This window comes from Citrobacter sp. A316 (genome assembly GCF_002042945.1).
GTDB lineage: Bacteria > Pseudomonadota > Gammaproteobacteria > Enterobacterales > Enterobacteriaceae > Citrobacter > Citrobacter portucalensis.
Genome location: NZ_MVFZ01000010.1, coordinates 1 through 12,835, shown reverse-complemented (window position 1 = coordinate 12,835; position 12,835 = coordinate 1). Strand labels below are relative to the sequence as shown.

The window sequence follows — 12,835 nt, the reverse complement described above, 5'->3', positions numbered from 1 at the left end:
ATTGTAACCTGGTAATAGAACTGCCATTTGACCGACCAGCCTCCCCCAAACTACCAGGGGGTTTTGATAACTTGTTTTGATAAAATTTTGATAACCGTTAGCAGACTAACAAAAAACAACGGGCGTGTTATACGCCCGTTACAGTTTTTAACACATGTGGAAATTACATGTTTTCGATGATCGCGTCACCAAACTCTGAACATTTCAGCAGCTTAGCGCCGTCCATCAGACGTTCGAAATCATAGGTTACGGTCTTGGCGTTGATTGCGCCTTCCATACCTTTAACAATCAGGTCAGCCGCTTCAACCCAACCCATGTGGCGTAACATCATTTCAGCAGACAGAATGATGGAACCTGGGTTCACTTTATCCTGACCTGCATACTTCGGTGCAGTACCGTGGGTTGCTTCGAACAGTGCGCATTCGTCACCGATGTTTGCACCCGGCGCGATACCAATACCACCAACCTGTGCGGCCAGCGCATCGGAGATATAGTCACCGTTCAGGTTCATACAGGCAATCACATCATACTCAGCTGGACGCAGCAGGATCTGTTGCAGGAACGCATCGGCGATAACATCCTTAACTACGATCTCTTTACCGGTTTTCGGGTTCTTGATTTTCACCCATGGACCGCCGTCGATCAGTTCACCACCGAATTCTTCACGCGCTAACTGGTAACCCCAGTCTTTGAACGCGCCTTCAGTGAACTTCATGATGTTGCCTTTGTGTACCAGGGTAACTGAATCACGATCGTTGGCGATGGCGTATTCGATCGCTGCACGTACCAGACGTTTAGTCCCTTCTTCAGAACACGGTTTAATACCAATACCGCAATGTTCCGGGAAGCGGATTTTCTTCACGCCCATCTCTTCGCGCAGGAATTTAATCACTTTCTCAGCATCAGCAGAGTCAGCTTTCCACTCGATACCCGCGTAGATATCTTCGGAGTTTTCGCGGAAGATGACCATGTCGGTCAGTTCAGGGTGTTTAACCGGGCTTGGTGTGCCCTGATAATAACGCACCGGACGCAGGCAGACATACAGGTCAAGTTCCTGACGCAGAGCTACGTTCAGAGAGCGAATACCGCCGCCAACAGGGGTGGTCAGAGGGCCTTTAATGGCAACACGATATTCACGAATCAGATCTAAGGTTTCAGCAGGCAGCCAGACATCCTGGCCATAAACCTGAGTGGATTTCTCGCCGGTGTAGATTTCCATCCAGGAGATTTTACGCTCGCCTTTATAGGCTTTCTCGACAGCAGCATCGACAACTTTGATCATCGGTGGGGTTACATCAACGCCGATACCGTCGCCTTCAATGAACGGGATAATCGGATTTTCAGGAACGTTGAGTTTGCCGTTTTGCAGGGTGATCTTCTTACCTTCCGCCGGAACAACTACTTTGCTTTCCATTCACCTCTCCTTCGAGCGCTTCTGGTTCTGCTCGTCTGTCATCACGCTGCATGTGCGTTTGCGTCCTGCTACACGGATGCGTTAGAGCAACTTTTTGTTAATGATTTGTAATGAGCGTGTCAATACTACCCTATTGTTCGCCGCCATGAAAGACACTCGTTCTTAGGCTATAATGCGGCAATTGATATAATCTGAAAATACCATGCAAAAAACTTCTTTTAGAAATCACCGGGTTGAGCGATTCAGCTCACGACAAGTCACTAAGCAGCGTAAAGAAAACCAGCCAAAACGCGTGGTTTTGTTCAATAAACCCTACGATGTTTTGCCACAATTTACTGACGAGGCTGGCAGAAGCACGTTAAAAGATTTTATTCCCGTGCCGGGAATTTATGCAGCGGGCCGACTCGACCGGGACAGCGAAGGGCTTTTGGTGCTGACCAATGACGGCGCGCTGCAGGCGCGGTTAACGCAACCCGGTAAGCGTACCGGGAAAATTTATTACGTCCAGGTTGAAGGCGAGCCGACAGCTGAAGCGCTGGACGCCCTGCGTACCGGTGTAACGCTCAATGATGGTCCCACACTACCCGCAGGTATTGAAGTAGTAGAGGAACCCGTATGGCTGTGGCCGAGAAATCCGCCGATTCGGGAACGGAAAAACATTCCCACCAGCTGGTTGAAAGTCACCTTATATGAAGGCCGCAACCGTCAGGTACGTCGTATGACAGCGCATGTTGGATTTCCTACGCTACGCCTCATTCGCTATGCCATGGGGGATTACACGCTGGAAAATCTTGCTAACGGCGAGTGGCGAGATGTAACTAACTGAATAAGGAACAGGTATGTTCAAACCACACGTTACGGTCGCATGCATTGTGCATGCAGAAGATAAATTCTTAATCGTTGAAGAAACGATTAATGGCAAAGCCTTGTGGAATCAACCTGCAGGACACCTGGAAGCCGATGAAACGCTGGTGCAAGCCGCGGCACGCGAACTGTGGGAAGAAACGGGCATTAAAGCGCAGCCACAGCATTTCATTCGTATGCATCAATGGATTGCGCCGGACAGAACGCCCTTTTTGCGTTTTCTTTTCTCTATCGAGCTTGCCAATATGTGCGCTACTGACCCCCATGACAGCGATATAGATTTCTGCCGTTGGGTCAGCGCAGAAGAGATTTTCTCTGCGCCAAACCTGCGTTCGCCGTTGGTTGCAGAGAGTATTCGCTGTTATCAGAGTGGACAGCGTTACCCGCTGGCCATGATCGGCGAATTTAACTGGCCGTTTACAGAGGGTGTCAAGTAAAGGGCTGCGTGCTAGAATATGCCGCCTTGAAGTTCAATGTCGTGAGTATTCCTATGTCTGAAAGCCCAAAAAAAGTGATCGTCGGCATGTCCGGCGGTGTCGATTCCTCCGTTTCTGCCTGGCTGTTACAACAACAGGGCTATCAGGTAGAAGGCCTGTTCATGAAGAACTGGGAAGAGGACGATGGCGAGGAATACTGCACAGCGGCCGCCGACCTTGCGGATGCGCAGGCTGTCTGTGACAAACTCGGCATTGAACTGCATACCGTCAACTTTGCCGCAGAATACTGGGACAACGTCTTTGAACTGTTCCTTGAAGAGTACAAAGCGGGCCGTACGCCGAATCCGGATATTCTGTGCAATAAAGAAATTAAGTTTAAAGCCTTCCTTGAGTTTGCCGCCGAAGATTTAGGTGCCGATTACATCGCCACCGGCCACTACGTGCGTCGCGCGGATGTCGACGGCAAGAGCCGCCTGCTGCGTGGGCTCGATGGCAATAAAGACCAGAGTTATTTCCTCTATACGCTCGGCCATGAGCAAATCGCGCAAAGCCTGTTCCCGGTCGGTGAACTGGAAAAACCGCAGGTGCGTAAAATTGCCGAAGATCTTGGTCTGATTACAGCTAAGAAAAAAGACTCCACCGGCATCTGCTTCATTGGCGAACGTAAGTTCCGCGAGTTTCTTGGCCGTTACCTGCCTGCTCAGCCAGGCAAAATCATCACCGTTGATGGCGAAGAGATTGGCCAGCATCAGGGGCTGATGTACCACACTCTGGGTCAGCGTAAAGGTCTGGGTATTGGCGGAACGAAAGAAGGGACAGAAGATCCATGGTATGTGGTGGATAAAGACGTTGAGAACAACATTCTGGTTGTCGCTCAGGGTCATGAACATCCACGTCTGATGTCCGTTGGCCTGGTGGCGCAACAGCTGCATTGGGTCGATCGCGAACCGTTCACCGGCACCATGCGCTGTACGGTGAAAACCCGCTATCGTCAGACCGACATTCCGTGCACCGTTAAGGCACTGGATGCTGAGCGTATTGAAGTCATTTTCGACGAACCAGTCGCGGCGGTCACGCCGGGTCAGTCGGCCGTCTTTTACAATGGCGAAGTGTGCCTCGGCGGCGGCATTATCGAACAACGATTGCCTCTGCCGGTATAATTACTTACACATTTGATACAAGGAAGCAGTGAACGTGGCAAAGAATTATTATGACATCACCCTCGCCCTGGCAGGCATTTGTCAGTCGGCACGCCTGGTGCAGGAACTGGCGCACCAGGGGCATTGTGATGCCGATGCATTACACGTTTCACTGAACAGTGTCATCGACTTGAATCCCAGCTCTACGCTGGGCGTGTTTGGCGGTAGCGAAGCCAACCTGCGTCTTGGCCTTGAAACGCTGCTTGGCGTGCTGAACGCCAGCAGTCGTCAGGGACTGAACGCGGAACTCACCCGCTATACGCTGAGCCTGATGGTGCTGGAGCGTAAGCTGTCAGCGGCCAAGGGCGCTATGAACACGCTGGGAGACCGTATCAGCGGCTTGCAGCGCCAGCTGGACCATTTTGATTTGCAGTCAGAAACGTTGATGAGTGCGATGGCTGGCATTTATGTTGACGTCATCAGCCCTCTCGGCCCACGTATTCAGGTCACGGGCTCCCCGGCCATCCTTCAGAGCCCACAGGTACAGGCTAAAGTACGCGCTTCGCTGCTGGCTGGCATCCGTGCTGCCGTGCTCTGGCATCAGGTTGGTGGAGGCCGTCTGCAACTCATGTTTTCTCGTAATCGCCTGACGACTCAGGCAAAACAAATTCTTGCTCATTTAACCCCGGAGTTGTGATCTATGGAATTATCCTCACTGACCGCCGTTTCCCCTGTCGATGGACGCTACGGCGATAAAGTCAGCGCGCTGCGCGGGATTTTCAGCGAATACGGTTTGCTGAAATTCCGTGTACAGGTTGAAGTACGCTGGCTGCAAAAACTGGCCGCGCACGCAGCGATCAAGGAAGTTCCTGCTTTTGCTGCCGACGCAATCGGTTTCCTTGATGCGATCGTCGCTAACTTCAATGAAGAAGATGCTGCGCGCATCAAAACCATTGAGCGTACGACCAACCATGATGTGAAGGCAGTTGAGTATTTCCTGAAAGAGAAAGTGGCGGATATCCCGGAACTGCACGCTGTTTCCGAATTTATCCACTTTGCGTGTACCTCAGAAGACATCAACAACCTGTCTCACGCGCTGATGCTGAAAACCGCACGCGACGAAGTGGTTCTGCCGTACTGGCGTAAGCTTATCGACGCGGTGAAAGATCTGTCTGTACAGTATCGCGATATTCCTCTGCTCTCCCGTACCCACGGTCAGCCAGCCACTCCGTCTACGCTGGGCAAAGAAATGGCTAACGTGGCTTACCGTATGGAGCGTCAGTATCGTCAGCTCAACCAGGTTGAAATTCTTGGTAAGATCAATGGTGCAGTCGGTAACTATAACGCCCACATCGCCGCTTATCCGGAAGTTGACTGGCATCAGTTCAGCGAAGAGTTTGTCACCTCGCTGGGCATCCAGTGGAACCCGTACACCACGCAGATTGAGCCGCACGACTACATTGCTGAGCTGTTCGACTGCATCGCCCGTTTCAACACTATCCTGATCGACTTTGACCGCGATGTCTGGGGTTACGTGGCGCTGAACCATTTCAAACAGAAAACCATCGCGGGTGAAATCGGCTCTTCCACCATGCCACACAAAGTTAACCCTATTGATTTCGAAAACTCCGAGGGTAACCTGGGTCTCTCTAACGCGGTTCTGCAGCATCTGGCGAGCAAACTGCCGGTCTCCCGTTGGCAGCGTGACCTGACTGACTCTACCGTTCTGCGTAACCTGGGCGTAGGTATTGGCTATGCGCTGATCGCCTATCAGTCCACGCTGAAGGGCGTGAGCAAACTGGAAGTGAATCGCGATCATCTGCTGGATGAACTGGACCATAACTGGGAAGTTCTGGCAGAGCCGATTCAGACCGTGATGCGTCGCTACGGTATTGAGAAGCCGTACGAGAAGTTGAAAGAACTGACCCGCGGTAAGCGCGTTGACGCCGAAGGTATGAAGCAGTTTATCGATGGTCTGGCGCTGCCGGAAGAAGAGAAAACTCGCCTGAAAGCAATGACGCCTGCCAATTATATTGGTCGCGCCATCACCATGGTTGATGAACTGAAGTAATCTGTTTGGTGCCGGAGCGCGCTTGTGCCTGTTCCGGTCTTCCGTTCATATCGTAGTAAGCCGGATACGTGTAAGCGTTTCCGGCTTTTTTATTACCCGCGAGATTATCCCTCAAGATGGTAGCCCGCTATTATGGGGTTGCGGAGGTTCAAATCATCTCGTATCAGCTGGTATCCTATATTTTCAGTCTGACATATGGCTGGCGTGGTGGGATAAGCCGTTATACCTATGGGCATTTTTCTATTAATGGGCGAAGAAGCTAGATTTTAGCTTTTATTATTTAACTGTCAATCATCATACAAATCAAAAAGCTTGCCTAATTTGGATAATTTCTACTTCTCATGGTACGGACTCGCGTCTTTATAATGTTGACAATGAGTATTGTCAACATTAACGAAAGGCATAAAAGCTCAAAAAATGGACAACCAGAATAGTTTCTATCAGCGACTAATGATAATAAATTATTACCATGATAGAATTACACGCAAATTTTATAATGTCTTTCATTGAGATATTAAGTATGAAAAGCTACAACACTAACAGTACGATTGCTTGCTTATTTTTCATACCACTCATTCCTTTTATCGTGATGTGCGCTTACACATATTTTTATATTGATTTAAGCAGCCGAAATGAATTTAAAAACACAATGTCTCGGTTTACAGTTAACGCATCAAAAGCTAACATTGAAACTCCTTTAAACGAAATAAAATTAGTTTTCAGAAGTCTTTCTGCAAATACAGATGAGGAAGATATTGAAAAATATTTATCTGACCAACCTACTGATTTAAACACAGTCATTCCAGCCATCACAGACTCAACTATTTTTTTTAGCAACGTTATGGTTTCCAATTCAAATGATAAATATAAAACATATCCAACCTCAGAGTTAGTTGATTTTTCTCCACACTCAAGACCATGGTATCCACTAACAGCAACTAAAGACTTTATTAGTTATTCAGAGCCATATAGTTCTATCTTTGATGATATCAATGGAACATCCAAATCAAAGAAAAAAGCAATCACGGTCAGTATGAACTTGTTCAACAAGCAATCTAAACTCATCGGGAATATAGCTTTTGATTTGGATTTAAAGTCTATAAGCTCCACTATCAATAATAAAACACCTCCATATAATGGTAGGTTTTTGATCACTTCCTCTAATGGTGAGATCGTGCTGAGCGCTAATAAAATGGAAATCTTAAGGAAAAATATCCCTCAAAACTGGTTGGAGCTGGCATCTAATATTGAAGGTGATTTTTATGATGACCAGGAAAAGGTATTTGTGTTTTATAAAGCATACAACAACCCCGACTGGCTAGCCCTCACTGTGGTTAGTGAAAATGATTATAACGATATAACTGGAGTTGCAAAGAAAACATTCTGGATTGTTATGCTTTCTTGCATATTGTTTTATATGGTGGTGGTTATCTTAGTTAAATTGTACATGGAAAAAATAATCTCCAGATTATATATGGGGATACATGGAATTAACCCTAAGAAAGATAAGATTACAATTAGCTCTATTTATGAGAATATCAAGGAGAACAAAAAACACCTTGAAAGAGCAATGTATGAGTCAACAACTGATGGTTTAACTAATATTTTCAATCGTAGAAAATTTGATGAGGACACGAGAAGCCTCTTCAACAAAAAACAAACATTTTATTTGGCCATGATTGATATTGACGATTTCAAGAAAATCAATGATATGTACGGACATGATATCGGTGACAGTGTATTGAAAGTAGTCAGTAAAATAGGCATGCAGGTAATCGGCAACGAACACAATATTTACAGGTTTGGCGGTGAAGAACTATGTGTTATCTATGAGGGTGAAGATTATGATTATTTTTATCAACTCATTGACACATGGTTAAAAATGGTTTCAATGCGAAAATGGCGTGAACTCGAATTGAGTGTAACATTCAGTGCAGGAATTTCATCAAGCAAAAACATGGGCTCAGTTGAACAAGTGCTAAAAAATGCAGATGAAAATCTTTATCAGGCAAAAGCAGAAGGTAAAAATAGAATAGTTGGCATGTAAATAATCCTATTAACGTTAATCTTGTCGTTTTCTTGATTTAATGTTGAAGTTACTTTTAACCGTACTATTTAACTCTGGATCACATGCGGAATGTTGGCCATAGCACCCACCGCAATCCCGACGGAAGCACGCTTGCGGTTGCACTTGCACAACATCTGGGAGGCTTTGCCTCCCCCGGAGTCCGGGTGGGCTATCAGTTTCAGGTTGCGAAATGCCAACCCGACAATGCCTAATCCGGCCTGGTAGGGCCGCCCCCTCAACATTCAATAAACAGATGGCGGTTTTATCAGAAATGCTTAAGCTCGCAAACCGAAGCCAGTTTATATTGCATGCTCCTTATGAAGGAGTGTCGCGACTCAAGTTATCTAAAAATGATCCCGACCCACTTTTACTTCATGAGTACCAGGCTCTGATAGCCGCCCTTCCCCGTAGCCAGGCATTAATTATCATTGTTGCCGTTCATACGTGATCTCCTCCCTGAAAACAGTACCAGGCTAAACTGAAGTCTCCGGTCTTTCTTCCTGCTCACAGAGAGGCTTATTGCTATGAAAAAGACCCGTTATACCGAAGAACAGATCGCGTTTGCGCTGAAACAGGCCGAAACCGGCACTCGTGTCGGGGAAGTCTGCAGAAAGATGGGCATTTCTGAGGCCACCTTTTACAACTGGAAGAAGAAATTCGCCGGTCTGGGCGTGACGGAACTGCGACGTTTGCGGCAGCTGGAAGATGAAAACCAGCGGCTGAAGAAGCTGGTAGCTGACCTGAGTCTGGATAAAGAGATGCTGCAGGAGGTACTGAAGCAAAAGTTCTGAGGCCGGCTCAGAAGCGCCAGGCAGTGCATTTTCTGCAGGAAGCATATCGTATCAGTGTCCGCCGGGGATGCGGGTTGCTGACGCAGAGCAGAACGGTCTACCACTGGCAGAGTCGGCGTGACGATCGGGCGATAGCCCTGCGTATCCGGGAAATAGCGGAAACCCAGATACGGTATGGGTGTCCACTTATTCATATCCAGCTGCGACGGGAAGGCTGGCTTGTTAACCATAAGAAAACACACCGGATTTACTGTCTGGAAGGCCTCAAACTGCGCAGAAAGCGCCCCCGCAGACATGTCAGTGCAGCACATCGCCAGCAACGTCCGGCCCTGACCCATATTGATCAGTGCTGGAGTATGGATTTCGTGTCGGATAATCTGTTTAACGGACGGAGTTTCCGGGCGCTGACTGTAGTCGATAATTTTAGTCGGGAGTGTCTGGCGATCCATGCCGGAAAATCGCTGAAAGGTGAGGACGTGGTCGGTGTGATGGAAGGGTTACGGGTGCTGGGTAAGCGCCTGCCGGTACGTATTCAGACAGATAACGGCAGCGAGTTTATCTCGAAAAGTCTGGATAAATGGGCGTATGAACACGGAGTGACCATGGACTTCTCGCGCCCCGGAAAGCCGACAGATAACCCGTTTATTGAATCATTTAACGGAAGTCTGCGGGATGAGTGTCTGAACATTCACTGGTTCCTGTCACTGGAAGATGCGCAGGACAAACTCGACAACTGGCGCAGGGAATACAATCATGAGAGAACGCATTCATCATTAAATGACATGACTCCGGCTGAATTTATCCGAAGTCTCCGGAAAGACGAAGATCTCTGATTTACCACTGTACTGATTTTGGGCCAGGGTCAGAACCAGCCTGTTACGGCTGGTTTTTTATGTCTGTTTTCTGAACGGGGAAGCAACGGGAATAATCGGGGAAAACCTCGACACAAAACATCGAGTTTATCGTAAAGTTTCAACTATTCACATCACCGGGCAGTCATCAAATTCCACGTTCCTGGCATCATTAATGATGTACGTGATAACTCCAAATATTGCGTGTGAGGAATTGTAGCCATCACCATCTTCTGGCAGCGCTCCCGTTCTCCAGATTTATCAGGTGGGGCTGAGGGTGAGTTCGATATCGCTTGATCCTGAATTCCTCGTCTATTGCACATATCAGCAGCGAGCCATCACAGTCTGAAAGCGACACATCCACAACAAGCAGCGCCTCCTGGAGTATCCCTTCTCTAAAATGTGAACGCGATGCCCGCATGAAATAAGTCGCTGCAGGCTGGCTGATTAGCTGCTAATCGAGGGAGATCCTTGTTTCAACATAATCACTGGCAGGTAAAGGGAAGCCCATAGCTAAAGCCCTCCGTTTGGATTAAACAACTAAAAGGTACGGTTCTCGCCTTCCTGCGTTGATAAATCGCGAAAGGTTGTCACATACCACTCATTCCATTCGTTGGCCTGCTTCATCGTCCAGTTCCAGTTAACCTTGCTCAGTTCCTGGACAAACCGTTGCGTGGTGACGATCTTCCAACCATTCGGCTCTTGCTGTATCGAAGCATACCAGACTATTTCAATATCGCTGCGTCGTGGCATCATTACGCCCTCTCTTGAATACCAGATAAAAACACAGCACAAATACTGTATATCCATCCAGAAAAGAGGCAATAAGCAATGTTCGTGGAACTCGGTTATGACACAAGGAATTTTGATGGTTTGCCCGGTGCAAAAGATATCATTCTAGGTGAGTTAACCAGGAGGGTTCACCGGACCTTCCCCGATGCTGATGTTCGGGTAAAACCATCTTTTGACATTATCTGAAAACGCTGTCAGTTCTGCCATACATGGCTGCATTATTGATATTTATCAAATATGCTCCCTCCTGCTCATGACATAAAGAGCAGGCATCAGGATCAGTGGTGGTACGAACCTTGGTGAAACACGCCTTTCTTGATTGGATGAAATTGCTTTGACTCGTATTCGGGCTGTGTGCGGCCCATTTTTTTAGTGTTATTTGCGGAAAATACGGCCCGTATGTTCCTTAAATAACGATAAAGAAGTTGAGTATCATGCAAGCATTGGGGCGACTTATCGCGCCCCACTTTTTTCAATAGTGATTTGCGGAAGCTACATGGAGTATCTTCCTTAAATTATTATAAAGGTTACTCCTGTCATACCCCTTACAGGCGTACCCTGAATAGGATATGCCTCATAAAGTCGTCCCTGCCAGGTGACCGGTTCGCCCTTCTCGTTCGGTTCGTTACAGAAAAATAGCGCTGACCACCAAACATCGTCAGGTCGATTTCCCATAAATCAATACGGGCGGACTGTTCGGTTCTGGTAGTTTCATTCAGTGTGTCAACAGGAATGGCATTCATTAAATCTCCAACATAAAAAAAGGACGCTTACGCGTCCCAATTGAAATTAGAAATATAAAAATCAAGGCATAAAATGAGGATAAATTAGTTACAGCAACTTGCTATACAGAACTGGCGGGTTCTGCAAAACAGACGGGACAATTTGCCCCGTCTGAATTCATCAAAATTAGAACTGATAAACCATACCTACACCAACAACATCATCGGTGTTAATGCCATTATTTGTGTAAAACGCATCTTTATCGTCAAGCAGATTGATTTTGTAGTCTACATAAGTAGACATGTTTTTATTAAAGTAATATTTCGCACCAACAGAAATATATTCTACAAGATCTTTGTCATTAGCTGGTTTACCGTTAACAACCTGACCTAAATCTTTACCCTTTGACAGCAGGTATGAAATTTCAGGGCGTAAACCAAAATCGAACTGATACTGTGCGGTAACTTCAAAGTTGTCAGTTTTGTTAGCAATATTTAGTCTTGAATCACCATAAGGTGTCATATTGTAAGTCTGTGCATAAGTTGTCGCTAAATAAATGTTATTAGCATCATATTTTGCACCAATGGTCCAGGCTTCTGCTTTTTCACCCTGAGCAGTAGATTTTTGAGTCTGATCGTTTGTACGATCTGAAGAAGCAAACGCACCTACGATACTGACGCCCATGCCAAAATCGTAAGATGATGAAATACCCCAGCCATCACCATTCTGTTCTTTAAGATTTTCACGACCGTTGTTTGATTCTGAACCATTACCATTTTGCCCCTGATACTGCAGAGCAAAATTCCAACCTTCAACCAGACCGAAGAAATCAGTGTTACGATAAGTAGCAACACCCGATGTACGACCTGTCATGAAGTTATCCGTATTGGTGTAAGTATCACCACCAAACTCTGGCAAAACGTCGGTATAAGAACCTACATCATATAAAATGCCATAGTTACGGCCATAATCAATTGAACCATACTCGCCGAATTTCAAACCAGCAAAAGCCAGACGGGTTTTGTCAGAATTAGAACTATTTCCTGATTCAGCACGGTTACCTTTAAACTCATATTCCCACTGACCAAATCCGGTCAGCATATCATTAATTTGAGTTTCACCTTTAACGCCTAAACGAACATAGGTTTTATCCCCATCCTGTTTACCGTTATCAGAAAAATAATGTAAGCCTACAACTTTACCGTAAAGATCAAGTTTATTACTATTTTTATTATAAACTTCAGCTGCCTGAACTGAACCAGCCATAATCATAGCTGTTGTGATAGCTGAAAGTGCCACTGTAATTTTTTTCATTTTATTTCCTCTATTGTATGAACTTTCCATAAACACAGATGTCGAAAATCTGTGCTCCCTCTTATCATCACAAAATAAAAGGATATTAATGAACACTGAGAATGTAACAAAATGTAACAAAATGTAACCAAAATAATAATCATAAGACTTTATTTACTAAAATATATTGCAAATTGAATTATTTCATAAAATAAATAACATAAAAAACAATAAGCTACAATACTTAGCGATTGGATTGAAATAATAAACAAAAACCACAGTCAAGATTAATTCATCTAACACACCCTGAAGATTTAACAATAAAGAAACCAATATTAAATATTATATTCACCATTGGTATAGAATCATCTTTTAATAAGTGATTTTCAATT

At 46.0% G+C, this 12,835-nt stretch carries 9 protein-coding genes and 4 pseudogenes; 9 read left to right on the top strand and 4 right to left on the bottom strand.

Annotated elements, in window-relative coordinates; genetic code table 11:
• Positions 1-163: 163 nt before the first annotated feature.
• Complete coding sequence (gene icd / locus BZK41_RS13380) at positions 164-1,414, bottom strand: NADP-dependent isocitrate dehydrogenase (RefSeq protein ID WP_003030769.1); 1,251 nt, start codon at positions 1,412-1,414, stop codon at positions 164-166.
• 202 nt (positions 1,415-1,616) lie between these two features.
• Between icd and rluE the strand changes: the two genes are divergently transcribed.
• The 7 genes from rluE (at position 1,617) to BZK41_RS13335 (ending at position 9,617) form a co-directional block, all read left to right on the top strand.
• Positions 1,617-2,240 (top strand): 23S rRNA pseudouridine(2457) synthase RluE, encoded by a 624-nt coding sequence (rluE, locus tag BZK41_RS13370; protein ID WP_079938435.1) that lies wholly within the window; start codon positions 1,617-1,619, stop codon positions 2,238-2,240.
• A 13-nt stretch (positions 2,241-2,253) separates the two neighbouring features.
• Positions 2,254-2,715 (top strand): NUDIX hydrolase, encoded by a 462-nt coding sequence (locus BZK41_RS13365; protein ID WP_079938434.1) that lies wholly within the window; start codon positions 2,254-2,256, stop codon positions 2,713-2,715.
• A 53-nt stretch (positions 2,716-2,768) separates the two neighbouring features.
• Positions 2,769-3,875 carry a tRNA 2-thiouridine(34) synthase MnmA gene (gene mnmA / locus BZK41_RS13360; RefSeq protein WP_003832402.1) on the top strand — a complete coding sequence of 369 codons (1,107 nt, stop codon included), beginning with the start codon at positions 2,769-2,771 and terminating at the stop codon, positions 3,873-3,875.
• 34 nt (positions 3,876-3,909) lie between these two features.
• A complete protein-coding gene (gene hflD, locus BZK41_RS13355; protein WP_079938573.1) occupies positions 3,910-4,551 on the top strand; it encodes a high frequency lysogenization protein HflD in 642 nt (213 codons plus the stop codon).
• 3 nt (positions 4,552-4,554) lie between these two features.
• Positions 4,555-5,925: an adenylosuccinate lyase gene (gene purB / locus BZK41_RS13350; RefSeq protein ID WP_003832400.1), complete on the top strand. Its 1,371-nt coding sequence runs from the start codon at positions 4,555-4,557 to the stop codon at positions 5,923-5,925.
• Between the two features lie 520 nt (positions 5,926-6,445).
• Positions 6,446-7,972, top strand: coding sequence for a sensor domain-containing diguanylate cyclase (locus BZK41_RS13345; RefSeq protein WP_172313181.1), 1,527 nt, complete (start codon positions 6,446-6,448; stop codon positions 7,970-7,972).
• Between the two features lie 545 nt (positions 7,973-8,517).
• A protein-coding gene (locus BZK41_RS13335; protein WP_139762610.1) for an IS3 family transposase occupies positions 8,518-9,617 on the top strand; the annotation gives its coding sequence in 2 pieces (ribosomal slippage) (positions 8,518-8,773 and positions 8,773-9,617; 1,101 coding nt in all).
• Between the two features lie 147 nt (positions 9,618-9,764).
• Here BZK41_RS13335 and BZK41_RS13330 read toward each other — a convergent pair.
• A pseudogene (locus tag BZK41_RS13330) lies at positions 9,765-10,262 on the bottom strand (S24 family peptidase).
• Positions 10,263-10,292: 30 nt separating this feature from the next.
• Between BZK41_RS13330 and BZK41_RS26940 the strand changes: the two are divergent.
• Both BZK41_RS26940 and BZK41_RS13320 read left to right on the top strand, forming a co-directional pair.
• Positions 10,293-10,373: pseudogene (locus tag BZK41_RS26940) on the top strand (DinI family protein); the annotation flags it as partial.
• Between the two features lie 93 nt (positions 10,374-10,466).
• Positions 10,467-10,595: pseudogene (locus BZK41_RS13320) on the top strand (DinI-like family protein); the annotation flags it as partial.
• Between the two features lie 384 nt (positions 10,596-10,979).
• Here the strand turns inward: BZK41_RS13320 and BZK41_RS13315 are convergent.
• Together BZK41_RS13315 and ompC are read right to left on the bottom strand one after the other, a co-directional pair.
• Positions 10,980-11,170 (bottom strand): annotated as a pseudogene (locus BZK41_RS13315) (phage minor tail protein L); the annotation flags it as partial.
• Positions 11,171-11,336: 166 nt separating this feature from the next.
• The gene (ompC, locus tag BZK41_RS13310) at positions 11,337-12,464 is read right to left on the bottom strand and encodes a porin OmpC (protein ID WP_079938429.1); all 1,128 of its coding nucleotides are present in this window, start codon (positions 12,462-12,464) and stop codon (positions 11,337-11,339) included.
• Positions 12,465-12,835 lie beyond the last annotated feature (371 nt).